The organism is Leclercia sp. 29361 (assembly GCF_011290365.1).
Lineage (GTDB): Bacteria > Pseudomonadota > Gammaproteobacteria > Enterobacterales > Enterobacteriaceae > Enterobacter > Enterobacter tamurae.
The window spans coordinates 3,400,239-3,426,036 of the sequence record NZ_CP049786.1 but is presented as its reverse complement, the minus strand read 5'-3'; the positions used below and the strand labels follow the sequence as shown (position 1 = coordinate 3,426,036).

Annotated in this window: 32 protein-coding genes; 28 read left to right on the top strand and 4 right to left on the bottom strand. The window is 53.4% G+C overall.

All coding sequences use genetic code 11. The annotated features are described in order from the left end of the window. Positions 1-341 precede the first annotated feature (341 nt). From G7090_RS16390 to G7090_RS16375, 4 genes are all read left to right on the top strand, one after another. A complete protein-coding gene (locus G7090_RS16390; RefSeq protein WP_166183139.1) occupies positions 342-887 on the top strand; it encodes a KilA-N domain-containing protein in 546 nt (181 codons plus the stop codon). Between the two features lie 112 nt (positions 888-999). After that, on the top strand, positions 1,000-1,242 hold the full coding sequence (locus G7090_RS16385; RefSeq protein ID WP_166183137.1) for a DUF2560 family protein: 243 nt from the start codon (positions 1,000-1,002) through the stop codon (positions 1,240-1,242). Between the two features lie 99 nt (positions 1,243-1,341). Next, positions 1,342-1,542 carry a hypothetical protein gene (locus G7090_RS16380; RefSeq protein WP_166183135.1) on the top strand — a complete coding sequence of 67 codons (201 nt, stop codon included), beginning with the start codon at positions 1,342-1,344 and terminating at the stop codon, positions 1,540-1,542. A 5-nt stretch (positions 1,543-1,547) separates the two neighbouring features. Next, complete coding sequence (locus G7090_RS16375; protein WP_166183133.1) at positions 1,548-1,745, top strand: hypothetical protein; 198 nt, start codon at positions 1,548-1,550, stop codon at positions 1,743-1,745. 2 nt (positions 1,746-1,747) lie between these two features. Here the strand turns inward: G7090_RS16375 and G7090_RS16370 are convergent, their stop codons facing one another. Then, positions 1,748-2,083 carry a hypothetical protein gene (locus G7090_RS16370; protein ID WP_166183131.1) on the bottom strand — a complete coding sequence of 112 codons (336 nt, stop codon included), beginning with the start codon at positions 2,081-2,083 and terminating at the stop codon, positions 1,748-1,750. Between the two features lie 25 nt (positions 2,084-2,108). Here G7090_RS16370 and G7090_RS16365 point away from each other — a divergent pair, with 25 nt between their 5' ends. Genes G7090_RS16365 through G7090_RS16350 form a run of 4 tightly spaced genes read left to right on the top strand, consistent with a single transcriptional unit; the run spans position 2,109 to position 6,528 of the window. Beyond that, the gene (locus G7090_RS16365) at positions 2,109-2,681 is read left to right on the top strand and encodes a terminase small subunit (protein ID WP_156238572.1); all 573 of its coding nucleotides are present in this window, start codon (positions 2,109-2,111) and stop codon (positions 2,679-2,681) included. Beyond that, positions 2,668-4,140, top strand: coding sequence for a DNA-packaging protein (locus tag G7090_RS16360; protein WP_166183128.1), 1,473 nt, complete (start codon positions 2,668-2,670; stop codon positions 4,138-4,140). The genes G7090_RS16365 and G7090_RS16360 overlap by 14 nt, the downstream gene beginning before the upstream one ends. An 11-nt stretch (positions 4,141-4,151) precedes the next feature. Next, the gene (locus tag G7090_RS16355; RefSeq protein ID WP_166183126.1) at positions 4,152-5,600 is read left to right on the top strand and encodes a DUF1073 domain-containing protein; all 1,449 of its coding nucleotides are present in this window, start codon (positions 4,152-4,154) and stop codon (positions 5,598-5,600) included. A 31-nt stretch (positions 5,601-5,631) separates the two neighbouring features. Next, a complete protein-coding gene (locus tag G7090_RS16350; RefSeq protein ID WP_166185401.1) occupies positions 5,632-6,528 on the top strand; it encodes a phage minor head protein in 897 nt (298 codons plus the stop codon). Here G7090_RS16350 and G7090_RS16345 read toward each other — a convergent pair. Then, positions 6,521-6,721 (bottom strand): hypothetical protein, encoded by a 201-nt coding sequence (locus G7090_RS16345; protein WP_166183123.1) that lies wholly within the window; start codon positions 6,719-6,721, stop codon positions 6,521-6,523. The genes G7090_RS16350 and G7090_RS16345 overlap by 8 nt on opposite strands. A gap of 77 nt (positions 6,722-6,798) precedes the next feature. On the opposite strand from G7090_RS16345, the gene G7090_RS16340 reads away from it, so the two are divergent. The 18 genes from G7090_RS16340 to G7090_RS23670 all read left to right on the top strand — a co-directional run bounded on the left by G7090_RS16340 (position 6,799) and on the right by G7090_RS23670 (position 22,154). Then, positions 6,799-8,160 carry a DUF2213 domain-containing protein gene (locus G7090_RS16340; protein WP_166183121.1) on the top strand — a complete coding sequence of 454 codons (1,362 nt, stop codon included), beginning with the start codon at positions 6,799-6,801 and terminating at the stop codon, positions 8,158-8,160. Then, positions 8,160-8,621: a hypothetical protein gene (locus tag G7090_RS16335; RefSeq protein ID WP_085451680.1), complete on the top strand. Its 462-nt coding sequence runs from the start codon at positions 8,160-8,162 to the stop codon at positions 8,619-8,621. The genes G7090_RS16340 and G7090_RS16335 overlap by 1 nt, the downstream gene beginning before the upstream one ends. After that, positions 8,618-9,673 (top strand): major capsid protein, encoded by a 1,056-nt coding sequence (locus G7090_RS16330; RefSeq protein WP_166183120.1) that lies wholly within the window; start codon positions 8,618-8,620, stop codon positions 9,671-9,673. Before G7090_RS16335 ends, G7090_RS16330 begins: the two co-directional genes overlap by 4 nt. Positions 9,674-9,705: 32 nt before the next feature. Next, a complete protein-coding gene (locus G7090_RS16325; protein WP_166183119.1) occupies positions 9,706-9,969 on the top strand; it encodes a hypothetical protein in 264 nt (87 codons plus the stop codon). Between the two features lie 2 nt (positions 9,970-9,971). Beyond that, positions 9,972-10,352 (top strand): hypothetical protein, encoded by a 381-nt coding sequence (locus G7090_RS16320; protein WP_166183118.1) that lies wholly within the window; start codon positions 9,972-9,974, stop codon positions 10,350-10,352. Then, positions 10,352-10,525: a 50S ribosomal protein L13 gene (locus G7090_RS16315; RefSeq protein WP_166183117.1), complete on the top strand. Its 174-nt coding sequence runs from the start codon at positions 10,352-10,354 to the stop codon at positions 10,523-10,525. Before G7090_RS16320 ends, G7090_RS16315 begins: the two co-directional genes overlap by 1 nt. After that, on the top strand, positions 10,525-10,881 hold the full coding sequence (locus G7090_RS16310; RefSeq protein ID WP_166183116.1) for a hypothetical protein: 357 nt from the start codon (positions 10,525-10,527) through the stop codon (positions 10,879-10,881). Before G7090_RS16315 ends, G7090_RS16310 begins: the two co-directional genes overlap by 1 nt. A 2-nt stretch (positions 10,882-10,883) precedes the next feature. After that, a complete protein-coding gene (locus G7090_RS16305; protein WP_166183115.1) occupies positions 10,884-11,252 on the top strand; it encodes an HK97 gp10 family phage protein in 369 nt (122 codons plus the stop codon). Further along, positions 11,249-11,632 carry a hypothetical protein gene (locus tag G7090_RS16300; protein WP_166183113.1) on the top strand — a complete coding sequence of 128 codons (384 nt, stop codon included), beginning with the start codon at positions 11,249-11,251 and terminating at the stop codon, positions 11,630-11,632. The genes G7090_RS16305 and G7090_RS16300 overlap by 4 nt, the downstream gene beginning before the upstream one ends. A 60-nt stretch (positions 11,633-11,692) precedes the next feature. Beyond that, positions 11,693-12,448 (top strand): Ig-like domain-containing protein, encoded by a 756-nt coding sequence (locus G7090_RS16295; protein WP_166183111.1) that lies wholly within the window; start codon positions 11,693-11,695, stop codon positions 12,446-12,448. A 50-nt stretch (positions 12,449-12,498) separates the two neighbouring features. Continuing rightward, entirely contained in the window at positions 12,499-13,242 is a 744-nt protein-coding gene (locus G7090_RS16290; RefSeq protein WP_166183109.1) for a DUF6246 family protein, read from the top strand. 72 nt (positions 13,243-13,314) lie between these two features. Then, complete coding sequence (locus tag G7090_RS16285) at positions 13,315-13,689, top strand: hypothetical protein (protein ID WP_166183107.1); 375 nt, start codon at positions 13,315-13,317, stop codon at positions 13,687-13,689. 57 nt (positions 13,690-13,746) lie between these two features. Beyond that, complete coding sequence (locus tag G7090_RS16280; protein WP_166183105.1) at positions 13,747-16,074, top strand: tape measure protein; 2,328 nt, start codon at positions 13,747-13,749, stop codon at positions 16,072-16,074. Then, positions 16,074-16,571, top strand: coding sequence for a hypothetical protein (locus G7090_RS16275; RefSeq protein WP_016245414.1), 498 nt, complete (start codon positions 16,074-16,076; stop codon positions 16,569-16,571). Before G7090_RS16280 ends, G7090_RS16275 begins: the two co-directional genes overlap by 1 nt. After that, positions 16,571-17,041 carry a hypothetical protein gene (locus G7090_RS16270; protein ID WP_063151416.1) on the top strand — a complete coding sequence of 157 codons (471 nt, stop codon included), beginning with the start codon at positions 16,571-16,573 and terminating at the stop codon, positions 17,039-17,041. The genes G7090_RS16275 and G7090_RS16270 overlap by 1 nt, the downstream gene beginning before the upstream one ends. Then, positions 17,004-17,420 (top strand): NlpC/P60 family protein, encoded by a 417-nt coding sequence (locus G7090_RS16265; protein ID WP_166183102.1) that lies wholly within the window; start codon positions 17,004-17,006, stop codon positions 17,418-17,420. Before G7090_RS16270 ends, G7090_RS16265 begins: the two co-directional genes overlap by 38 nt. Further along, positions 17,407-19,884 (top strand): host specificity factor TipJ family phage tail protein, encoded by a 2,478-nt coding sequence (locus G7090_RS16260; RefSeq protein WP_166183100.1) that lies wholly within the window; start codon positions 17,407-17,409, stop codon positions 19,882-19,884. Before G7090_RS16265 ends, G7090_RS16260 begins: the two co-directional genes overlap by 14 nt. Before the next feature lie 56 nt (positions 19,885-19,940). Next, positions 19,941-22,154, top strand: a complete 2,214-nt coding sequence (locus G7090_RS23670; protein WP_207630078.1) for a hypothetical protein — start codon at positions 19,941-19,943, stop codon at positions 22,152-22,154. A gap of 62 nt (positions 22,155-22,216) precedes the next feature. Here the strand turns inward: G7090_RS23670 and G7090_RS16250 are convergent, their stop codons facing one another. Further along, positions 22,217-23,635: a hypothetical protein gene (locus G7090_RS16250; protein WP_166183098.1), complete on the bottom strand. Its 1,419-nt coding sequence runs from the start codon at positions 23,633-23,635 to the stop codon at positions 22,217-22,219. Between the two features lie 329 nt (positions 23,636-23,964). Between G7090_RS16250 and G7090_RS16245 the strand changes: the two genes are divergently transcribed. Together G7090_RS16245 and G7090_RS16240 are read left to right on the top strand one after the other, a co-directional pair. Further along, positions 23,965-24,204 (top strand): hypothetical protein, encoded by a 240-nt coding sequence (locus G7090_RS16245; protein ID WP_166183095.1) that lies wholly within the window; start codon positions 23,965-23,967, stop codon positions 24,202-24,204. Then, complete coding sequence (locus tag G7090_RS16240) at positions 24,204-24,521, top strand: hypothetical protein (RefSeq protein WP_166183092.1); 318 nt, start codon at positions 24,204-24,206, stop codon at positions 24,519-24,521. The genes G7090_RS16245 and G7090_RS16240 overlap by 1 nt, the downstream gene beginning before the upstream one ends. A gap of 9 nt (positions 24,522-24,530) precedes the next feature. Here G7090_RS16240 and G7090_RS16235 read toward each other — a convergent pair whose 3' ends face one another. Next, positions 24,531-25,700 (bottom strand): tyrosine-type recombinase/integrase, encoded by a 1,170-nt coding sequence (locus G7090_RS16235; protein ID WP_166183090.1) that lies wholly within the window; start codon positions 25,698-25,700, stop codon positions 24,531-24,533. Positions 25,701-25,798 lie beyond the last annotated feature (98 nt).

Sequence of the window (25,798 nt, the reverse complement as noted above, 5' to 3'; positions counted from 1 at the left end):
TGCCCGATAACCCATCGTATGGCGACAGCGTTGCAATGAACGCGGAGCTATATGGGATCGTCGGGCAGTGCAATATCGACAGGACAGCAATACGCAAGATCCAGTCGCAGGACAAAGAACCTCATCCCTGAGGCTCTGGCACAGTCTCTCCTCTGGACTTTAAGCATAGAGAAATAACTGAGCCTCGCATTAGCGGGGCTTTTTTATGCCCGCGCATCTCACGCGCATTCCATCACGAGAGCCTTTCAGTAAGCGAGCCTGAGAACAGCCGTTATAGGTGGCGACCTCTCTCGGGCGGCTTTTCTGTGAGACAGGCTCACTTTCTAAAAGGTAAAGACGCTATGAATCACCCAAGCATTGTTATCGAAAATGTTCACGTCAGAAGTAATGAGCACGGCACCTATAACCTGAACGATATGCACCGAGCCGCAATGGCCGGTGGACTTGCGAAGAAGTGGCAGGTGCCTAGTCAGTTTATCGGTGCTGACGGAGTGCAGGCTTTTGTCGATGAAGTTTCCAAAGTGCTAAAAGACACTTTGGAGAAAAATCAGATACTTGATGTTATCCATGGTGGAGCTAATCGCGGGACGTGGGCGCATGAGTTGATCGCCCTAAAGTATGCTGCATGGCTTTCGGCATCTTTCGAGGTGAAGGTTTATCAGACTTTCCGCGATGTCGTGATGGGCAAGCTTTCCCTCTTTGCTGAGGCCAACAAGCTTGAGTTGGAGTATCAGCATAAGACCAAGCGCGTCAGTACGGCGGCTCGAATTATGAATAGTTGGGGTGTTGGTGGTGAAAAGCGCCGTATTGAATCTGAACGGATTCACATGCAGGAGCAGATTCAGTTAGTCATTCCCGGCCTGCCAAAAAAAGACGAAGCGGCGTAACCGGCTCAAAATTGAGCCCGTCTCTAAGAGAGCCACTTTCACAACGGCTTTCCATTCCAAAGCTCATCTGCGGGTGGGCTTGATAATGGGTTTCATCACAACAGGAGCACATATGGCAAGCGCCGAACTAACCCCATCACAGCAGATCCGTTTCGGTCTGTTATCGGCAGTGAACTTTGATACCGCTGCAGCAGCAGAAGCTATCAAGTTCGTGGAAGACGACCAGTTGAAGTATCAGCTGTTCATCCAGCACCTCAACCGCGTAACCAGCGAAAACGGTTTGGTTGCCCGTACCACTAAAGCCATTCAGGAAGCGAAGGAGACCCTGATCCTGTTCCCTTCGGAAGAATCGTAAAGGCATTACAGAAGCTCTTCACTGAGGGGCTTCGATAATGGATATCCCCTACAGCGGATAAATCACCTGCTATCCCCTTGAGAGGATAAAGAGGCGTTCATGACTGACACCTACAGAATCACCATCACCACCACTTCGAAAGAAACCTTCACCGGTCTGATGACTCGCAGCCAGCCTGAAATCATCAATGGCTTCGTGGCTCTTGCTACTGAAGAGGGTGAGTGGCGTTACTTCCGCCCGGACAGCGTGGAACAGTTCCTCTTTGTGCCGGTGGCGGAAGAGAAAGAGCCAGAGGAATGACCACCATGAAAACGACAGTTGGTGAATTCACTTTAACTCTTGATATGAGCGGTCATGTAGCGCGGTCCCTCGAAGTTCTTGATGAGCTGCAGCGCAGATTGAATGAGCTTAGCCCTCGCATATCAGAAGAAGAAGCGCTACGCATTCTCCTTCTCGACATGACCTTTGATTATCTGAAGGCTAAGAAATCAGAGGTGTGTTGAACCTACTCGCTTTGTATGTCTTCCCAACGGCGTCGGTAATCTTCCTTTTCATCTACACAGGAAGGACAAAGTAAACCGCCGTAATACATGTCATTCTGAATGGCGCTCTCAAGTTCATCACCTTCAAGAATATGTTGACAGTTATTATGATGCTCACCTGGATCCGTGACGCCATCACAAGCATGCGTTAAATACGGTTCAAGCACGAGCTTTTGCTTCCCGCTGAGATTTTCATAACCTTTATCAACGGCGAGTTGGGCTATTCCCGGCACCATCTGATTGGTGGCATGAAAACGGTCGTATTTGATCAATGTGCTTAACAGTGACTCAGTAGACATAAAGATTCCTCATATAAGGCAAGCCATGGCACTCACCGACAAGCAAGAAATGTTCTGTCGCGAGTACCTCATCGATTTAAACGCCACGCAAGCGGCTATTCGGGCGGGGTACAGCGCAAAGACAGCTAACCGCACTGCGTCCGAAAACCTGTCAAAACCTGACATCCAATCCAGAATTGCCGAACTGAAAGCGCAGCGCAATGATCTGGTTGGCATAAATGCGACATACGTCCTGAATCGGCTCGTTGAGATTGACCAGATGGACGTGCTCGACATCCTCAAAGATGACATGAGCCTGAGGCCGGTAAGCGAGTGGCCTTCATCATGGCGTCGTTACCTTAGCGGCTTTGATGTGGCCGAAATGTTCGAGGGTCGCGGGGAAGAGCGCGAGATGGTCGGGCTGCTTAAGAAAATTAAGTGGCCGGACAAAGTTAAAAACCTCGAGCTGCTCGGAAAGCACATTGATGTGATGGCTTTCAAAGAACAGGCGACGCATGAGCATACAGGCAAGAACGGCGGCCCGATCGAAATGGTGACGCTGACCAAAGAAGAATACAAGGCTGCACGGCAGGAGATGATGGAGGATGACGACTGCTGAGCAAAAGACATTTGCCCGCCGGGTTGAGTGTGAAGAGGACGGACTGTATTACGCGCGCTACTTCTTCAAGCAGCGAACCGGCGGCAAGATGATTATCGCTCCTCACCACAAGGTGATTCAGCAGACGTTGGACCGCGTTATCGATGGTGAGATTACGCGCCTGATCATCAACGTTCCGCCTGGGTACACGAAGACGGAACTGGCGACTATCAATATGATGGGCCGGGGGCTGGCGCTAAACTGCCGGGCCCGATTCATGCACCTGTCATATTCGCACAATCTGGCACTGCTGAACTCCTCAACTGCGCGCGGAATGATTAAGTCGCAGGCGTATCAGTCGATGTGGCCGATGTCGCTTCGCGATGACGCTGACAGCAAGGCGATGTGGTGGACTGAGCACGGTGGCGGCGTTTATGCGTCATCAGCTGCCGGGCAGGTTACCGGCTTTCGTGCCGGACACATGGAGCCAGGCTGGCAGGGCGCTCTGATTATCGATGACCCGGTTAAGCCGGATGACGCTTACTCGGAGATCGTCCGCGACGGCGTCAACAGCCGCTTTAACGAGACAATCAAATCACGACTGGCGATCGAGACGACGCCGATGATTGTCATCATGCAACGCATTCACTACCACGACCTGAGCGGTTACCTGTTGCGGGGCGGCAGCGGTGAGAAGTGGCACCACCTGAATTTACCAGTGCTGATCAACAACAGCCAGTCATACGCCGACCAGTATCCGGAAAACACCCACGCAATCCCGATTGACCACGGCCTGCCTGATGGCTGGTTATGGCCGTTTAAGCACAACGAATCGCACCGCGTATCGCTGTTCTCTCACCGGCGAACAGCCGAAGCCCAGTACATGCAGAACCCGAAACGCTTCAATGCGGAGGGCGCGCTGTGGAACGAGGAGATGATCAGCGCCGCACACGCGATGCGGATCACCCAGGAACTGGCCCGTACGATCGTGGCAATCGACCCGCAGGCGACAAACAGCGAAGAGAGTGACGAATCAGGCATTGCCGTCGCCAGTGTTTACGGTACCGGCGATGAGCGGCAATACAGCCTCGATGCGGATTACAGCGGGAAATACTCACCAAACGGCTGGGCTACCAAAGCCATTGAAGCCTATGAGCAGCACGAAGCTGATGCGATCGTCATCGAAACCAACCAGGGCGGCGATATGGCGGAGGACACGCTGCGCAATGCCGGGTTCGGCGGCCGCATCATCCGCGTGCATGCCAGTAAGGGCAAATACGCGCGTGCAGAGCCCATCTCCGCGCTGTATGCGCAGGGCCGGGTAGCTCACCGTGGCAGCCTCTACGAGATCGAGAACCAGTTCATGGAGTACGTGCCATCCACTGCGAAGAAATCACCTGACCGGCTTGATGCCGCGGTATACGCGCTCACCGAATTATCAGAACCACAATCAACCGGCATGTTGGTGCGCTCGCGCTGACGGAGGACACCGTGAACGAAAGCGAAAATAAACAACTCGCCACGAACGCCAGCATCGACCGCGAGCGGATGCGTTACGTCAACGCACTGTTCAATGGCACCAGTAATACCAAGCGTAAACGTCTGTATCAGGAATTCGGATACCCGCAGGATCTCTGCTTCGATGACTTCTACCGGGCGTACCGCCGCAATGCTATCGCCGGCGCCGCAGTGACGCGCATGGTTGACGGTTGCTGGGAGGATTACCCGGAAGTTTACGAAGGCGATCAGACGAAGGACGCCACCCGGCAGACAGCATGGGATAAGCGGGTCAACAAACTGCTTAAGCGCTGCTGGAAGCAGATTAAGGGCGCTGACAAACGTAACCTCGTGGGCCGTTACTCAGCGCTGCTCATCCAGGTTAAAGACAGTAAGCCATGGTGGGATCCTGTCGATAAGGCGATGGTCGGCAGGCTGCAGGAAAGGGCGCTCGTCCGGCTAATCCCGGTCTGGGAGGCCCAGCTCGACCCGGTCAGTTATAACGAGGACCAGAACAGCGAGGACTATGGCGCTGTCAGCATGTACTCGTTTACCGAAATTCCGGTACAGCAGCAGCGCAGCGGCCAGCCCGGGCGAATCATCAACGTTCATCCCGATCGCGTCATTATCCTGGCTGAAGGCTCGGATGACGGACGGCTTGATTCCGGCGAGTCGCTGCTGGAAGAGGGCTTCAACAAGCTGCTGGACCTCGAAAAGGTGTCTGGTGGTGCTGCTGAGGGGTTCCTGAAGAACGCCAGCCGGCAGCTCAACTTCAACTTCAGCGCCAAAACAAGCTTTGCGCAGCTGGCAAGGGCGCTGGGCGTTAGCGAGGCGCAACTCTCAGAAGGGATGGATGACCAGGTTCGCCGCCTGAATGACAGCACAGACAGCGCCGTCATCATGCAGGAGGGTGATACCAGCGTGCTTTCCGTGGCCGTTGCCGACCCGGAGCCAACCTGGCGGACTGCGCTCAATGAGTTCTGCGCCACCTTGCCGATCCCGGTGAAAGTGCTGGTGGGTATGCAGACTGGCGAACGGGCCAGCACGGAAGATGCTAAGGACTGGGCCAAAACCCGTATGAGCCGACGCAATGGCTTCCTGACAGACGTCATCACTGAGGTGGTTACCCGCTTCTGGACGCTGGGGTTTATCCCTCCTGCCAGCGGCGAAGAAGTCACCGTAGGATGGTCCGATCTGCTGGCTCCGAGTCAGGCAGAGAAGATTGCCAACATGGATAAGCTGGCTGACGTTGCCGTTAAATCGACAAACGCATTTGGCCGCTCGGCTATCACGGAAAACGAGATACGCGCGGCAGGCGAGCTACAGGCCCTGCCAGAACTTGATGACGAGGTGAAGCCAGATGGCAATAAGCCAAAGCCTGACCCACTGGCCGACCCAGAATCAGAAGCCGAAGAGTCCGGTAATACCACGGTCGAAAGTTGACCCCACGATGTCGCGTAAGCCAGTCAGCAGGATGGAGCGCAATATAGAGGACCGGTATTACGCGATTAAGTCAGCCCTGAAAGCCCTGTTCGACCAGCGCCTGACCGGGCGAGAACGAGAGGTTAACAGCCACAACTGGCACTTCCTGTGCCACGTCAACGGCGAGGATCCGAGACTCTACCGGGTCAACGCCGGAAAGTTCATCTACGACATGACCCCGCAGGAGCTGGCGGAGCTGCTGGAGGCGGTGCAGGGCATCCTTGATGACTATCTGCTGGACGGTGGTGAGAACAATCAGTGGGCGATGGATTACATCGTCGCTGAGGCGCAGCGCGGCACGCTGGAGGCCTTCAATAACCTCTCGCAACAATCGCCGTATTACTCCAGCCAGACGACACTACAGCAGCTTTTAAGCAGTCCCGGTTATCAAAACCAGATCGCCTCCGCCAGGCTGACGACATTCAGCGACTGGAAGGCGATCAGCGATGCCGCCCGGGCTGACCTGACAGGCATCATCACCGATGCGGTGGCGCGCGGGGTATCACCAAGAGAAACAGCTTCGGTCATCAGCAAAAGGCTGGACGTGAGCATGTCCAGAGCCAAGGCAATTGCCCAGACCGAGCAGGTCGGCGCGCTGCGGCAGGCTCAGTGGAACGAAACGGAGTGGGCTGCTGACCGGCTGGGGCTGAATACCGGCCTGCTGTGGCTGTCAGCGCTCAAGCCCACAACCCGCAGCTGGCACGCCAGCCGTCACGGCAGGGTGTACACCACCGAAGAGGTGCGCGACTTCTACGCCGTAAACGGGAACCGGTACAACTGCTACTGCAGCCAGATCCCGGTGCTGCTCAGTGACGACGGCAGCATCTTTAATGAAGGGTTGGCTGATAAGCTGGCGAAAGAGCGCCAGCTTTGGAAGGGGACTACTTGATTGGGGTAACCATTACCACTCTCAGTCCATTAATGGATGTTGCGCTTGATGCCGGGGTGTAATGAACAGAATCACGCATCGCTGCCTCAATAACCTCATCATCAAATGTGGTTAATTCTTTATCGCTACTGACATTGACGTCCCTGAAGGTTGGATCCCCATTAACCTGATAAGTAACCTTAAATAAAGCCATTGCAATCCTCCATAAGTGTTCGGTTTAAACAAATTACTGCCCGCTGATTAAGCGATCAAGAAACCTGAGGAATAATCGTGAAGCTATCCAGCATCCACGTTAAATCCCTCGCCATTAACGCCTCCAACATCTCAACGACCACCATCAACGGCCAGGAACACTACGTCATTCGTGGTGCGGTTCCGATCGTCGATGACATCGTGATGAATGGCGGCCTGTACCCGGCGGAGGAGATTAACAACAGCTACCAGACGATGGAAGGCAAGCTGATGCCTCTGCCGCACCCGATGGTAGATGGCAAGTATGTCAGCGCCAATGACCCGCGCGCCATCAACGCTTATCACGTTGGTGCCTGGGCGCAGAACGTCAGTAAGTCAGGCGATCAGGTCGTCATGGACGTTTACATCAACAAAGCTGTTGCTGAGACGAAACCTGATGGCAAGCGCCTGATTAACCGCCTCGACGAGATGATCGCTGGTACCAACACCGACCCGATTCACCTCTCAACCGGGCTGCTCACCAACAAAGAGAAGAAATCGGGCGAGTCGAAGGAGAAGAAGTACACCTGGATCGCCCGCAACATGCAGTTCGACCATATCGCCATCCTGCTGGATGAGCCGGGGGCCGGAACGCCGGAAGAGGGCGTTGGCATGTTCGTGAACGCTGACGGGCAGGAAGGGGAGGTCGAAACTGCCAATCTCATCGATGCGGCGAACAGTCTCAAGGACGGTCTGGTGAACAAGGTGAAGTTTTTCCTCACCCACAACTCCGACGCATCATTCGACGAAATCTACCAGATGCTGCGTGAGGCTATCCGCGCCCCGTCTGGCAGTGACGCTTATCGCTATGTGGTGACCGTCTGGCCGGACAAATTCATCTACGAAGAGGGCTCGAAACTCTTCCAGCAGAAATACCTCATCGATGACAACGCGGTAACGCTGGTCGGTGAGCCCATCGAAGTCGTGCGCAAACCCACTGAGTACGAAGTCAAAACCAACGGAGAACAAAACCCGATGAAACAGAAGATGATCGCCGCGCTCAATGCCGCAGGCGTAACAACCGAGGGGCTGACCGACGATCAAGTCTGGGATGCCTACAACCAGCAGATGCAGAAGAAAGCCGGTGGCGGCGACCCGGCTGGCGCTCAGGTGAATACTGATGCCATTACTGCAGCGGTAAACGCCGCTCTCACTCCGCTGACCGACAAAATCAGCCACCTGGAAACTCAGCTGCAGGCCAATGCGGAGAAAGACACCGCCGAGAAGCGCCAGGCGGTGAAAGCCAAGTTCCCGTTCATGACCGAAGCGGCGATCAACTCTCTGGCTCCCGAAGCGCTGAACGATATGTTCTCGCAATGCCAGACCAGCACCGGGCTGAACCCTGCATTCCAGGGTAACGGCGCACAAAGCGAAATCCTTACCATGGAGGCACCTGAATAATGGCACTCGCTCCTCGTTTCCATACCGTAATCGCGGGCCCGGCCCGCAAGAATGACCCGCAGGTCATTGAGGCGCTCTGCAAGGTAGCCATCCTGCCGGGCTCACTCGTTGAACTTGACGCTACCGGGCAGTGGATTTACCACGCAACAGCAGGCGGCACTGGCGTTCCCCTGACTATGCAGCACAACTACATCGGCGGTGGTGATATCCGTGATGCAGTGCCAGCAGGTGATACTGGCGCGGCCATCATGTGTGAAGACGATGTCGACTACCACATGCGCGTCAAGGCCGGGCAAGTGCTTCTGGAGAACGAAGGCCTGATCTCCAACGGTGACGGCACCCTGGCGAAGTCGACCACCCCGGCCACTGACCACATCCTCTTCTACTCACGCGAGAAAATCACTGTCGGCGCGGAAGCGCAGCTCGTGAAAGTTCGCAAATCAGGGAAAGCAACCGCATGAGCATGATCGTTTTCAACAAAAAGCTGGTTACCGAACATCACCAGATTAAGCAGGCGTGGAATCAGCTGCTGATGCAGCGCCAGGCCTTCAACATCAATCAGAACACTATCACCGCCCAGTATAACGGCGCGCTGGAAGTTAACCAGGCAGCGCTGATCTCCAAAGACTACTGGCGCGAAGTGGACAACATCACCACCCGTGTTTTCCGCAATGACGAAGGCAACGGTCTGCTGGATGACCTGCTTGGGCTCGGTACGCCGATCTCTATCGGCAAAACCGCCGCTCTGTACCGCGTTTCCAGCGAGGCCGGCAAGGTACATCGCACCCTGACTGGCCATGTGCCGGAAGAGCTGGATAAAGTCATCTACGACGAAGCAGGCGACCCGATCCCAATCTTCAACACCGGCTACAGCCGTGAATGGCGTGAATGGAACGGCATGCAGTCGGAAAACCTCGACGCGATGGCCGACGACCAGGAAGCGCACGTTGCGGCCATCCGTGAAGACATGGCTGACTACATGCTGACTGGGGACGCGAAGGTGAAGGTGAAGGGCTACGTCGGTGCAGGCATTACCAACCACGCCAACACCAATCAGGTGGATCTGAGCGCATCCGGTCTGAACATCGACCTGACGACCTCGACCCCAGATGAGTCGGTAGCGTTCTTCACCGGTCCGTTCGCGAAGCTCCTTGACGATAACTACGTGCAGGAGAAGGTGAAGGTGTGGGTGTCGCCTGACATCATGCGCAACCTGAGCAAACCGTATTCCTCCGCTGCCGGCTTCAAAGAAGGCACCGTGCTTGAGTACATCCTGCGCTACGGTCGCATCGAGTCTGTAAACCAGACCTTTAAGCTGACCGGCAACCACTTCATCGCGTACGTGCGCAATTCGCAGTACATCAAGACGCGCATCGCCGCGCCGGTGGGCACCTTCATGATCCCGCGACAGAATCCGTTCGACAACTACAACACTCTGGTATGGAGTGCGGTAGGTCTGCAGATCAAACGCGATTTCAATGGTCGCTCGAAAGTGTTCAACGCACAGGGTTAAGGGGCTTCGGCCCCTTTTCTTCAGGAGAGAACATGCAAAAGTTAAGAATCGAAAAACCGGGCTGCTGGGGCACGATTGATGGCGTATTCCAGCAACTGCCTGTAGGGCACGAGTTCATCGCGGCATCCGTTCCGCCAGCGTTCGCAGGCCGGGTGTCATTCGTCGGTGAAGTCGGTGAGCAGGAGCTTGAAGTGGCGACGCCGGGCGATAATCCTGCAGAGCAGGCAGAGCAGTCAGAGCAGGCAGAGCAGGCAGAGCAGGCAGAAACATCCTCTAAATCGAAGAAGGCGAAATAACCATGGCTGACCCAATCACAGCGGCAGACGTACAGGCGTTCCTCGGTGAGTTGGGTTACAGCATACCCGGGGCGCTGCTGGATCCGATCCTCTGCGTGGTAAACAAAATCATCCCGTGCCTCGATGGGGCAGGGTATGACGATTGCACCTCGAAGCTGATCCTGATGTACGCCGCCGCGCTGATGGCGACGTCCTCGGGCGCGCGCCGCATCAAATCGCAGGGGGCACCGTCCGGTGCCTCACGCTCATTTGAGTATGGCGACGACAGCATCACCTGGCTGCGCGATTCACTGGGCCGCCTCGATACCAGTGGATGCACCGGGGAATTGCCTATCAGCGCCGGTAATAGCGTCGGAATGTTCATGGTTGTCGGGGGCTGCTGATGACCTGGACATCTGTAAGCGTTCGTCTGCCTCGTTCTTTCACTCGCGTCTGGGTGCTGACCGATACCGGGCGGGAGACCACCGGCTACGTGAAATCGGACGGTGAGTGGTTCATCAACTGCCCGCGTATCCAGGCGACAGGCGCGAAGGTACTGAAGTGGAGGGAGGGCTGATGTCATCAGCTGCAAACTGGTCCTACACCGCCAAGGCCACCATCTGGCGCAAGGGTGCTGGCGGCAGGGACGAGAACGGCGATCCGATAAACGGCTACGCCTCGCCGGTAGTCATCATGGTCGATTATGAGGGCGGGCTATCAAAGCGTATCGGCAGCCTGGGCGCTGAAATCGTCGTGAAAAATACTGTCTGGACTGAGTACGCCCTGGCCGACGCCGGTGATTACCTGCTGATTGGCGAATCTACCGACGCCGATCCGGTTGCGGCCGGTGCTGACGAGGTACGCCAGGTTATCCGCTACGCCGACACGTTTGAGCGAGTGGCGGATGATTACGCCATCCTGACTGGAGTGTAGCTATGGGCATCAAAGTGCGCGGCGTTAAGCAGTCGAAAGCCGGGCTCAACCGCATTTTCAACGACGTGAAAGGGCGCAAGGTTGTCCTGGCGCTGCAGTCAGCAATGATAATCGGCAGCTCACAGGCCGCGCTTTACACGCCGATCGACACCTCAACGCTGTTGAATAGCCAGTATCGGGAGTTGATAAACAACGGCGTTCGGCTGACAGCGAGAGTGGGGTACACGGCTAACTACGCTGTTTTCGTTCACGATCCAAGTGTTCCTCAAACCTTCCGCCGCGCCACTGCGCAGAAAGAGTTCCTAACCAAAGGATTTGAAGACACCCGCAGCCAGATTGATGCCGTAATGCGCAAGGAGCTTTCATTATGACACCAGCCATGTACGAGCGCGTGCGTAATTATTTCGTTGATGCCGGGCTTACCACTGGCTTCATCGTTCAGTTGCTGGCATGGGACGATACAAAGAAATTAACCGACGCATTCATCGTGTTCAGGCCTAATGGTGGCACAGACATCCGAAATGACCTCGGTTCTGACCACTACGTACTGGTGGATGTCATCTCAGCCAAGGATAAGCGCCGCGCGGCAGCAGAGAAGGCTCAGGACATCATCAATTTTGTCGAACAGAACGACATTTCCGATGAGTGCCTTGGCCTTATTCAAAACCTAGGCAACATGCCGGCACCGATCATGACCGAAGAGGGGCGCCTGGTCTTCCGACTTCAGTTCATGTGCGTATACGGCGAATAACTCCTATCAACAACCCATCAGGCTGCCATCCGGCGGCCTTTTTTATTTGAGAGGTAACACATGCAAGGCTGTGCTAATGATTTTGGCAAGCTGATCGGGAAAGTGGCTGTGCTACGCATGGCCTTTGGCTGCCCCGACGCAGTGCCAGCGCTTTCCGAGTGGAAGCGTCTCGGCGCTATGACGACCAAGGGCATCGACTATTCGATGAACACCATCAACTCCGAGGCAGATGATGCTAAAGGGCTGGTGGAGAACCTGGTCAACAACATGGATCTGACGATCTCCGGCGAAGGGGAGTTTCGCAAGTCTGACAAAGATAACGAGATCGGCGCGTGGCGTCTGTCGAAATACATCTTTGACGAAGTTCAGGCAGGCCGTCAGCCTAACCTGTGGGTGCGTTTCGACTTCGCGGGTGAGAGCGCTGGAACCTATATCCAGGGTTACATGAACACCACTTCGTGGTCTGGTGATTTCGGAACCAACGATATTTCCACCTTCTCTGGGGAATGGAAAGTCTACGACGCAGACACCGTTGTATTCGAAGTCGCTGACTCTATCGCGGCCACCGGCGTTGAAGTCACACCTGCGACTGCATCTCTGGTCGTTGGCGCAACCCAGCAGTTGAGCGGTGCAGTTCAGCCAACCGATGCGACAAACAAGGCGATCACCTGGACGACCTCGGCACCATCTATCGCCACCGTCAGTTCAACCGGCATGGTAACGGCCGTTGCCGCTGGCACAGCGACAATCACGGCTACAACCGCAGATGGTGACTTCACCGATACCTGTGCTGTTACCGTGACTGCTGCACCGTAATCACTACAAAGGGCGGCGTGCTGCCCTTGATACTGGTTATGGAGAACGATATGACACCCTTGAAAGAGATTGGCGAGTGCCTGATTGGTGCTGGCGAGCAGGAATACTTCTTCCGGCCATCGTTCCGTAACATGACGCGGATCGGCGAGCCAGAGCATATCGTCCGCACTTTCTATGCGCTTTTCAATGATGACGTGGCGAAGATGCTTGATGCGGCCAGGGATATTCACAGTGCTATACCGGAGCATCAGCGCATGTTTTACGCTTACTACTTCGGTGATATTTCCCTGCCGAAGTGGGCTCTGGATGCAGCAGGTTCAGCTGCTTTTGTGCGCGAAGCATTGCTCTCGGCCATTAACGTCATTCAGTCCTGCTGTGACGAGGACGTTTCTGAACTGACTGGATGGCATGAGCCTTCGCGTACTGGCAGGCGCACATTCGTATGGCACCGCGGCGCGCTTCCGCCTGAGAACCTTATCTTGATAGCTCAGTCACTGATCATGCATGGCATTATCGGTCGGGCCAAGGTACGAAAACTGCAGAAGCACGAAAGCAAAGAAACGACGCCTGAGTTTCATGCGACTGAATACATCATGGCAGCGCGAAACCATTTCGGAATCAGCAGGGAAGAGGCTGAAAACCTCACAATGACCGAATTTGCGATGATGCTTAATGCAAAATACCCAGACCAGAAAGGCTTCACCAGGGAAGAGTACGACGCTGTTATGGACGATGACGATCGCCGCTGGCAGGAAATGATTGAGCGCGAAAAATCAGCAAGGAAAGCCGCCTGAGGTAATAATGGATGTACCGTAATCGCCTGACCGGGCGTAATATGGCTCGACAATAAAACTCAGGGGATAAGAGTGAAGAAAATACTTTTGGCTTTGGCTATTCCGCTGGTTCTGGCTGGCTGTAAGCCGGGTGAGGAAAAGGCAATTTCTCTGGCGCAATCTGAAGTTTCAGCCAATCTACTGGATCCTGGTAGTGCGCAATTCCGCAACGTGAAAGTTGCAAAAATGATGGATGCTGACGAGGGCCGTGTCTTTGCTATAGTTTGCGGGGAAATTAACGGCAAGAACGGTTTTGGGGCCTATGCAGGGTTTCACCCATTCTTCGTTGAGCTGAAAATGAAATCGAAAGGTATGTTCTCGAAAGGCGTCGATTACACGCTTGGCGAACATTTCCTGAGTTCGCGCGGCACGCCGCCACCGCCAGCCTACACCGAACGATGCCAATAAACGACACGAATGACTAACCCACCGAGAGGTGGGTTTTTTTATGCCCGGAGAAAAGTGATGTCTGAAAAAGCAGGCGAGATTTATTACGACATCGAGGCCGATGTTTCTGGCTTGCTGAAGGCGCAGGGAAAGGCCAATAAGTCACTCGACTCAATCGGCAACTCTGCCACCAACGCAGCCAAAAAGATGGATGAGCTGCAGACCAATATCAACCGCGTGGCCGGTGCTATTGCGGCGTCACTCGTTGTTGACTGGGGTAAGGCGTTTCTTGTTGCTGCTGACAACATGAGTCAACTCAACGCGCGCATTGAGCGTCTTACCGGTAGCGCTGCAGCGGCATCGCAGACGATGCAGAATCTGATGCGCATAAGCTCGGCAACTGGCGGCTCACTGCAGGACACGGCGAAACTGTGGGAAACCCTCAGCACGGCGTTGCGCGATACTGGGGCGACGAACGGCCAGATCATTCAGCTCACCGAGACTCTTCAGAAAATTGGGCGCATCGGCGGATCCTCATCCGAGGAAATGGCGAATGCGCTGCGCCAGTTCGGTCAGTCAATTTCCTCCGGCACTGTCAGGGCGGAGGAGTTCAACTCCATCCTTGAGCAAATGCCAGAACTAGCGCGCCAGATTGCCGCCGGGATGGGTGTAAGTATCGGAGAACTTCGCCAACTGATGCTGGACGGTAAACTGACGGCAGAAGATGCTCTCAACGCCATCCAGAAGAAAACCGGCTCAGTGAATGCTGAATTCGAGAAACTCCCGCGCACGCTTTCACAGGCCAATACCGCACTGACAAACTCATTCCTGTCGATGATTGACTCTGTTAACCAGGCAACAGGTGCAAGCTCAGGGATGGTAATGGTGATCGACTCGTTGACTGCTGCGCTCGATAGGCTGGTTGGTAAAGCGGTGTCTGCAGATGCTCAGATCTCTGATTTGAACAGTACTGCAGAGATGTTTAACCGTCGCGCGCGCACCTGGTCATGGCTTGGGCTTGATGGTTGGGCAGCCCAAAACCAGGCCCTTTCCACTCTTAGTGATCAGGCCGCAACTCTTGTTAGTGATATGCAGGCGGTAACTAAAGCATCAAACACTGCGGCCAATACCAAGCCGATCGAGATTAAGACCACCGCGACGGCCACTGGGAGCAAGTCTAAAGGAGGAGCGTCAGCAGCCCAGAAAGAGGCTGAGCAATACGCTAAAGCTCAAGAGTCTGTTAACCAAAAACTCGACGAACTGAAGCAGAAGGCCGAACTGTCAGCCGGAAGCGTTGGTGAGTTATCGCGAGCTCAGGCTGTGCTTAATGCACAGCAGTCTCTCGGTAATGATGCGACACAGGAACAGGTAATTCTGGCCGGGCAATACGCGGCTAAAGCCTGGGATAACGCCAACGCATTGCGCGCCCAGGCCAAGGCAGAAAAGGAGCGTACCGACGCTGCCAATAAGTTCAGCACCATCCAGGGTAAAACCAGCAAAACTGCCGGACTGGATAGTCAGTATCAGAAAGACATCGCGGACATCCAACAATACGCCCAACTTTACCCGCAGAAGATCGGGGAAGCTGAGGCGGCTCGCGCTGCTATCGAACAGCAATATCGGGATCAGCGTAACGCGGCGATGTGGGAAGAATGGGCGCAGCAGAACGCAGCCACACAGGCAGCAGCGGCGGCTTTCGACTCACTCGGTTCGGTTGCCAGTAATGCGCTGACGGGCATTGTCACTGGTAGCATGTCTGCCAGCGACGCAATGCGCAGTATCGGCATGACCGTGCTGAACAGTGTAATCAACACCTTCGTTCAGATGGGCGTTGAGTGGGTGAAGTCAGCCATCATGGGTCAGACGGCCACCACTGCTGCAGTTGCAGCATCGACCACTGCTCAGGCGGCAGGCATTGCCACCACGACGGCCACGTCTACCGCGGCGGCAGCGGCCACCACTGCAGCATGGACTCCGGCGGCCATTATGTCCTCAGTGGCTTCGTTTGGTGGAGCTGTTGCTATTGGCCTTGGCGCGATGGCTGGCATCCTTGCGCTGTCTGGCAAGCGCAAGAATGGCGGCCCGGTGAGTGCAGGCGGAATGTACCAGGTCGGCGAAGGTGGCATGCCGGAGATTTACCAGGCCAGTACCGGTAAGCAGTACATGATACCGGGCGACAACGGCAAGGTGATCAGCAATAAGGAGATGACTGCTGGCGGAGGTGGCGGGGTGATTTTGAATATCAACAATTACTCTTCAGCGTCGGTCGATGCACAGGCTACGCAGGGCAGTGACGGCACCTGGACCATCGATGCATTTATCGCTGACATGAATAATGGTGGCCCAGCAAGCCAGGCTATTACCAGCAATTTGAACGTTAAGCGCACGCCAAGGGGGCAGGGCTGATGCCAATTATCGACTATCCCGACTGGCTGCCGCTGGCGCAGAAGGCCAGCAAAAACATGACGCTCGATACCGGGTTCCAGACCGATCAGCCAGCGGTCGGCCCGGCTATTTTCGAGAATCAAACCGACGACCTGAAAGTGACCTGGTCGCTGACGTGGATATTCACCCTGGCGCAGGAGCGCGCTTTCCAGCAGTGGCTGCGCAGCCCAAACTATCTCAATCGTGGCCTTAACTGGTTCCGGATGAATATCAATCTGGGCGGCAGTGGCCTGCAGCTGCAGGAGCTTCACTTCACGCAGATGCCTGTGCAAACCAGTATCGACGGCGGGGTGGTGACCTGGACGGGAACGGTAATCGCTAACCACCTCTACAATGCCGACGACGAGTTCGACGACATCATTGTTGAGTTGCCGCCACCGTGGGATTCGTGGCTGGATATCGTGGTTACGGGTTACCCAGACGGACGCGATCCGGAATCACTTCCGAGGGTGCCGTAATGCCGAGCTTTAGGGAGTATAAGCAGCAGCGCCCGACGCGCGGACTGTACGACACCATCACGTTCTATCATCCATCCTTTGGCTATGTCCGCCTGGTCGATAAGCAGTTCTTCCCGAAGACGCTTGGCGGCCAGGCGTACACACCCGCCCGTTTTGAAATCGAAGAGAGCCAGCAGAGCGGTACGCCGGTAATCGACGCGACGGTGAAGCTTGGGCGGCTGTCGTCGGATATCAAAGCGCTGATGAAACAGTGGAAGGGTGCGGCCAGGCTGACTGCCATCACGGCCACGCGGCAGATCTTCGACAGCGGCGATGTGTCGGTGCCGATTAAGTCGTGGCAGCTTTACGTCAAGACGGTGGATATCGATGCTGATGCCGCATCGGTCACTCTCTCCGTCACCAACCCTCTGAACAACAATATTGGTCGCCTTTATGATCCAGTCGAGTACACGGGACTTCAGTACCTCTGATTTTGTTCGGAAGGTGATCGGCGTGCCGTGGGCTAACCGGGCCTGTTCGTTCGAGAAGGTGGATTGCTGGGGATTATGCGTGCTGTATTACCGGCATGTTCTCGGAATTGAACTGCACCAGACGCCGGACTACGAAGCCGGTGAGGATTTCTTCACCTGCTACCAGGGTGACGTCGTTTTCTGGCGCCAGCTTGATAAACCGGTAGAGGGCGGGATATTCGTCGGGTACCGCGGCACGCAACCGGCGCATGTTGGTCTGGTACTGAACCGGCAGGCGCTGCACTCGCGCGGCGAGAACGGAAGCGTACGCATGGACTCGTTGCTGGTCATTCAGCGAGCATTCACCAAAGTGGAGTTTTTTTCTTATGGCGTTGATTGAGCTTCAGCGTTTCCCGGGAACGCCAAAAGAACGCTACAGGGTGCCAAACGGCACCCTTTTTTATGACTGGCTGGCGGCCAATGACGCTACCTTTCACCGCGATCTGCTCATCGTCCGCAACGGCGTTAAGTTAGGCGACGATGAAGAACTGGCATTTGAACTGCGCGAACTGGACCGCATCCAGATATTCGACCAGCCGAAGGGTATCATTGGCGACATTCTCAGCCCGATTTTCAAAGTTGTCGGCGCGGTCTTCTCGTTCCTGGCTCCCAAACCGGCGATCGCTAATGCCGGCGGCAACACGATCGACTCGCCAAACAATAGCCTGACCGGTCAGACGAATACGGCGCGCGTCTACAAAGCAAAACCAGACATCTACGGGCAAATCCGCTCATACCCTGATTTGATCCAGGAATCGCTTTTTGAGTATGTTCGGCAGAATGAAAATGATGGTGGACTAAAGTTCGTTACAGAGTGGATGTGTGTAGGCATAGGAAAATACGGCTATGAGTCGGTACGTTACTCAGAGTCAAGCCTTGGAAGTATGCCAGGAGCCGAATACCAGTTTTTCCAGCCTGGTGAGGTAATCCCCACCATCAACGAAGGCTACGGGTTCGACGACGTCGACGGCCAGGAAGTGCCTGGCCAGAACGAATCGGACAATTTCCCGATCGAGACAGCCACCGCCAACACGGTTGTGAGCGGAACTTACTCCGGCGGGCAGATTGCAGTAAAAATCATCAAGCAGGCTGAGTTTGATTACTTCATGGGCCTCGTCCTTCCGCATGCGGTTACATTCACGATTAACGTAACCTACAGCACGCCAACCGGTAACGTCACGCAGGATGTCGATTTCTCCGGCACGCTGATATCGGCTGTCGAAACGAACGACGGCGCGGTGGTTAACCCGGTCCAGTGGTACACATTCACGATGGCGGATCTGATTGGCCCTCCTGACGTGCCGGCAACGGCGACAATCAACACGACGAAATTCATCCTCAACGATAATGAAGCGCTCGTGGTAGGACCGTTCTTCTCGCCGGTCGAGTCCTCTCAGTTGTGGCTGCACACTCAGGTGCAGCTGGGTGGGAAAAAGTCAGCTGACTGGAAGGTCACGATCTGGAAGATTGACGATGACTACAACCAGGTGCCGGGTACTCAGCAGACGTTCGCGTATCACCAGGGGACGCCGCACAAATCATCGAGCGAGGTATTTTACCGCACCGATAAGCTGACGCCGACCGGCGGTTTCGGAAAGTACGCCATTAACTTCCAGCGCACAGATAACTCGAGTGATGCCTCTATCCTGAAGGTTGAGGAGATCCACTCGGTCAACGTCAGAACCAACGTCGTGCATCCAACCGATACGCTGGTGCGCGTGAAGGTAAGGGCGACAGAGAACGCGCTGGGCAGCCGAGACCGCAAGTACAACGTACTGGTAACGCGCCATACCATCACCTATGACCTGGACACGCAGACGGTGGATTACACGCTGAGGCCGTCGCGCTCATTTGCGGATGCGGTGGCGCACACATGGCTGGTAATGGGCGCGCAGCCGGTAAGTAGCATTGACCTGTACGGCCTGTATGCAATCGCCGAAAGCCTGCCGGATGACCGGCTTGGGCAATTCGATTACACCTTTGATGACGAAAACGACTCGCTGGGCGACCGGGTGCGCGCGATCTGCAACGCCGCGTCGGTAATGGCGTACTGGGATGATGGGGTTCTGACGTTTACCCGCGATCAGAAGGTGGACTACCCGGCGGCGGTATTCAACCGGGCCAACATGAAAACGGACGAGTACAAAATCACATACGAGGCCACTTTGCCGGGAGGCTATGACGGTGTGCAGGTGTCATATGTCCATCCGACCACGAACAACAAGACCTACATCAACTACCGGGTACTGAATGGGGCAATCGTCGAGCAGGAGGCGGAGAACCCCAACAAACTGGAGATCGTCGGTTTCCGTGATGAGTTCCAGGCGCGAGAGCGCGCGCTGCGCGAAACGCGGCGCCTGATGTATTCCCGAGTCAGGATGAATGCCCGGGTGTTCGAAGACGGAATTATTCAGGCGGGCAGCGTTATTCAGATGCCAGACATCTACGACAGCAACCAGCAGCAGGGCTACATCACCGGGCGCACCGGTAACAATTTCGATACCAGCGAGCCGATCAGCTTTTCCGGCACGATGTATGTGCTGGTCACCGACAGTCTGGGCAACCCGACATTACGCTATCCGGCAACGGCGCGCAGCGACACGCCCTATGGCTTCACCGCGGCGGTGCCAGCGATACAGCTCAACATCTGGAACGGCGACACAGTGCAGCTCCCGTCGCGTTACCTGATCGCCACCGTGGAAGAACTGGACAGCCAGTTGTGGACCGTCAACAGCATCAAGCCCAACAGCGATAACACAGTATCCCTGACCGTCTCTGAGTACAGCGACAGCGTCTACCAGTAATCCCCACTCAATCCTCTCAACCCGGCCATTGCGCCGGGTTTTTTTATGGAAAATATATGGCCACTCAACCTACAAATCTGCCAGTGCCGAGTGAAACGCCGCGCGACCTGAAATTTAACGCCGGGAAAATCGACGAGTTTGTTACCTCCTTTGCGCAGCAGTATCTCGACCGGTTCGGTAATAGGCATTACACAATTGAAGGTCTGAAGCAGCTGGTTTTGCAGCAGATCTACAACCTCGGATGGAGTCTTGCTGGATCCTTCCAGGGAGGGGGAACGGTTGCTTCCGCCGGCGAGCTTTTACAAGATGAAAGCACCAACATTTGGTATCGCTGGGACGACCTTGAAACGCTGCCAAAAACGGTGCTGCCGGGTTCAACGCCAGCGTCATCCGGTGGTACTGGTGAAGGAAAGTGGCAACCGGTTGATGTAGCTGATGTTCTCCGCAAAGACTTAGCTAAACCTACGGGAGCCAGCCTGGTAGGAGTCGCTATCGGGAGAACACAAGCTGACAAGAACGCTGATGTGATTTGCGTCCTTGATAAGGAAGCGAAGGCCGACAGTACCAATGGCCTGGACGGCACAGACTCCACATCCGCATTTTTGGCGACAGCTGCTGAATGTTTATCAACTGGCAAAGCGATGAGTATTCCGAAAGCATTGAACGGTTATCGCCTCACGCAAACCATCGATTTACGCGGTGTGAACGTGCTCGATAACGACGCCACGATATACATCAACCACTCCGGTATCGGTATTATTTTCGGCGGAAACTCAAGCAACCCAAATAACCCTTCTCAGTCTTTCGGGACGGTGATTCGAGTAACCGGGACGGCAGGCCTTGCCAATCCCGACATGCGCGGCATAGGAGTAAAGGGTCAGAATATCTCCGTAGAGCGCTGTGATTATTTGCAACTGTATGCAGATGACGCACCAACTGTGAAGTTAACGGATTACTCATGCGGGTATAGCACGCTGACATTAAAGAAGGTCGATACTATCCAGCTTTATGGCATGAACGCGGGATGGATAAATGAAAATATTTTCTACCTGAACAGGACCAATAAAATCCTCTTTGTAGATGGGTCTTATCAGCATAACCATAACCACTTCCATCACGGCACCATGGAAGGTGCAGGCATCATTGATATGCCAGTGGGAAGCAGTAATTATCTGCATGGATTCCGATTCGAAAGGGTAGGCACCAATCCGTCCGAAACACTGAACATCAATTTTGGTGCTGAAACATGGAACAACATAATCGAGGCGACGTGGAAATCCACACCCGGATATGGCAATGAACCATATAACCCAAATAACCTGGTGACTGTAAACGACCTTGGCCGCGGCAATGCCGTATTCCATGCGCAGGACGAGTATGCAGACGAAGTAACGGTATTCGCTTTATCTGAAGCTACACCATTTGTTTCCTCTCTTAATGCTGGGCTGACCGGGGCGTTTTCCTTCAACACGGATCTGCATGGCGTGCGCTTCGTTCAACACCTGGTGGACGGGCGCTTTAAATGTCTTGGCAACTTTGGGCGGTTATTAATGGATGACCGTAAAATCCCGGTAAGGAACGGCGATATGTTTATGGTTTATTCTGACGTAGCGCTGTTCCGTCCGGTCATCTACCTGTATGACATGGCAGGCAAACTGATCCAGACAGAGCCATCAGACCCCAACGCGTTAACAATGCCTGGTAAGACCTGGGCTGCTGATGGGTATTACTCTCTCAGTTCAAACTCAAGGCAGATGTTTATAGGTATCGGTTCTGGAATTTCTGCGGTCAGGATGCAGATGAACTTCGGCGCGTCTACCGTGGGACAACTGTTCAAATACTTGCGGATCACCGCCAGATTCTATAAAGAATCAACCAGCGGAAACCGGAAAGCATTCGGTATTGTTCCAGTCGTAAAGAAAAGCGCAATGAGTTATTTCAATGCCTCAGACATCAACATGGCCAACATTGCTGAGGGTGTTCCATGCTATAAAAATGATATGACGGAGATGAAGGTGAATCTTCTCCGTCAGCGTTATCTGGTTAAAAGCGTGGCGGGTAATGTGATTACCGTGGCGGAAGCCTCAGTGCAATACTTTGACCAAGCCACCTCTGCATATGTTGTTTATACGTCAGGAACAGACAACCTCACAACTCAGGTAAGCGCAGTTTCAGGATTGACTATCACTCTTACTGGTGCAGTGCCGGCAGACATAGTCGCCGGCTCTCCAATCGATTTTATAGTTACCAAGACAAAGTCTCTGTCATGATTTACTGCCAGTAGAGTTATTAACTTGCTCCGTTATTAATCTGACAAGGCGCGCTGTTAGGCTCACTGAGTGGGAGTAAAGCACTCCCACTCCATTGCCTTACTCCTGGAAAATGTAAGCGCTCCATATTTTTCTGCGCATAAAAACTTCCCATCCTTTGAAAAAGTAATTTTATCCTGTTCCTTCAACAAGGAAATATTTGATCCTTCAAATATGTCAATTACTTCTAACCCATGCTTATAAGCTATAGCTGTAGCATATGAGTCACCTAATCTCACCAGGACCACAGGGACTACCGAATCGCTAACAATGCTCATGCTGCCGTGAATAGCATGGTTTTTATTTCTATCGAAAAGGATATAAGAGTTATGATGTGTTTTGATTCCACTGATGCTTTTATTTTTAATTTTGGATTGTGTTTTTTTCTCAAGCAGTTTATGCGCAATAGTATGGCTCAAAGATAATGAATTAATTTTATGCGTTGCATTTTGGATTTCGCTAGCAACGCCGCCATCCCAATATAAAACGCTTGATAGTTGCATTCTATGCGATAATTCTTTGTGGTCGTGAGTCATTACTGGGTGATATAAATTTGCTCCCCCCGACTCTTTTATTAGAGCTAATTTTTTTATTTTAGGGGCGCTATGAAAGGGGACGAAAACCTTCAGGAATTTGCCATCTTCATGATTCTGGTTATAGGTCAAGCGCACATCATTCTGCAAACTATAATCATCCTCATAACTCAAAATGCAGTTGGTAGCATACGCATTGATATATACCCCAAGGCATGAATGAGTACTGTCAGTTTCAAAGGGTGCATCCTGATGAACTTCCACAACATCCATTGATAATAATGAATTCTCAAGCCTGATAACATTTTCACTGAAATGATGCGCGGTCTGGACAGTGAAATTAGCTGAATAATCATGACAGTCATGGTTGAATTGATTGAAATGATTTAGTATTTCATTTCCAATAACCACTCCTATCTCGTAGGATAGCGCTCTTTTCGGATGGGCCTGGTGAGACTCATACAACGAATTCACTGAGTTTTCATTCAAATGAACCTTGAGCAATGTTTTAATATCTACGAACTGACACCCGATAGCCTGTGCAATATTTTTTCTCGACTTATAAACCATCGACTCCTCAAGGAATGCCCATCTGTTACAAAACCCCAATATAACTAAATTAGTTTGAGATGAAATAGTGGAATATATCTCTTCCATGACTTTTTCATTTTTTTCATTGAAGGCATACCCTTTGGCATTTCTCGCATATTCTTCATCATTAGGTATTGAATCAAAGAAAACATAGTCGTAATCTGCGAAGTTCAATGACATTTTGTCAGCAAATTGTATTCCCGGAGATGCCCCGACACACATACTTGTTACTTCGTGACCTTCAAGCGCGGCCTTTAACCCAAAACTCCACCCGTTGTTTAAAATTGAATTTGAGGTACCTAGAATCAAAATTTTCATTTAAATAATTCCGTAAATACTTTTATTAATATGAACTTGTTGATGTTTATCGGTAAAATAATAAAATTCTTTATGATTTTATTTTCATAGAGTTTAACAGAGTTAGTTGTGAAAACAATCTCGCTTATCATTACCCAAACAATAATGTTACAGAGATCACTCACAGATGGTAGGCGATTTTGTCAGGCGTCAATGTTTACATAGCGGGTACGTAACCTACCTGATGGACTACGTAAAGTTTTCTGCTGAACTGATTGATAGGCGTCACCGCATTGATCTGCACTCTCTTTAAATCTACTGTATATAAAAACAGTAAAGGAGTGCAGGTCATGCCCCGCCGTCACGACATTCACGCCGCATTTGTGGCCGCAATACAGCAAAACCCGAAAGGTTATCAGTGCCTTCACACGAACGACTTCATCCGTGAGCTGCGTGCCAGAAACTGGCATTTCAGCCAGAAAGATGCCAATGAGTGGATTGAGTTTTATCAGACCTTCTTCGTCGACAAGACGCCGGACGACAGCCAGAATCGGATATGGATGCTTTGTACGATGGGGAGGGTTCTCTGATGGCCTTCGCATCCCCAGCTAACGATTACGTAGAGAGCAGGTTGTCACCTGAGACTATCTGCGGGATCGGCATCGACAGCCGCATCCTGGAAACCTCGTCTGGCTTTGCCGTTATCGAACCGTGTACCAGGCTGGTACAGAATCAAGTTCTGCTGATTTTGTCAGGCGGCCGAACTCAGTTTGCCCGGGTCATGGGCAGGGCATTAATCACGGATGACGGTGAAGCGATAGAGGGATCTGCTGCGGAAGAGGTAGAAGTGATGGGGCGAGTGACGTACTTCATCAACAGTGCGATCGAAGACGACAGGGTGGTGTGATTGGTGGCATTACGCCACCTTTTCATCAAGCCAGTCAGCCCAGTACTGCATCATCTCACGACGGGTATCGAGATATGCGGCATGGTTGTAAACAGAGCGCGTGCCTCCGCTTACGTGGGCCAGCTGCATTTCTATAGCGTCACTGTTCCAGTGCTTCTCATTCAGCACGGTGCTGAACTGATGGCGGAATCCGTGGCCGCTTGTCTGGCCCTCATAGCCAATGTTGCGGATAAGGCCAAGGACGGAGTTTTCGCTGATAGGCTTCTTCCTGTCGGTTCTCCCGGGGAAACAAAGCTCATACTGACCGGTTACCTGTTTCAGGAAGCGGAAGAGTTCCACAACCTGATCTGACATCGGCACAACGTGCATCTTTCTACCCTTCATCACTGACGGGTCCACGCTGATTAGCCTGTTTTCAAAATCAATTCCTGTCCATGCCAGCGAGCGGAGTTCGACGGTACGCATGGCTGTATAGTGCAGCACCTGAGAAGCTATCTTTATAACAATCCACCCGCCATAGGCATTCATTGCCCGCTGGAACTCGTGTATGCGGTGCATGGGAAGGAAAGGGTAGTTCTCTTTTCTGTAACCACGCATGGCTCCTGCGAGGTCTCTTGAGGGATTGTATTTTGCCCGACCAGTGACAATTGCATAGCTGAACACCTCACCGCATCTGCGCCGCGCTTTGTCCGCGCGCTCCATCGCTCCTCTGTCCTCGAAGTTCCGGATCACCTTCAGTAAAACCATCGGCTCCACATCATCCATACGTAAATGACCGATTATCGGCAGCACGTCATCATCAAACATCCTCAGCATTTCATCTGCATAGCCTTTCGACCATACCTTTGATTTGTGGGCGTGCCACTCCCTGAAGATATCCCCGAACGAATCCGCGACAGCCTCTTTCTCTTTCTTCTTTATAGCCTGCTTCTGCTCGGCAGGGTCCACCCCGTTAAGCAGCTTCATTTTTGCTTCAGACTGTTTTGCCCTGGCTTCGGTGAGAGTGATCTCCGGGTAAGGGCCGATTACCAGCGTCTTCTCTTTCCCGTCGAACCGGTACCGCATTCGCCAGACCTTTTTGCCCGACGGTGGGACGAACAAAAACAGGCCGCCGGAGTCAGCAAGGCGAAAAGACTTGTCGGTAGGTTTGGCGGCGTCGATCTGCTTAACGGTAAGCATGCGGGCATAAATCCGTGGTCATTTTACAGTGTGCCCACAATATGCCCGCAAAATATTGTGGTAGTCAATTCCGGTTCGTTCTGGTCGGTTGTGTATGG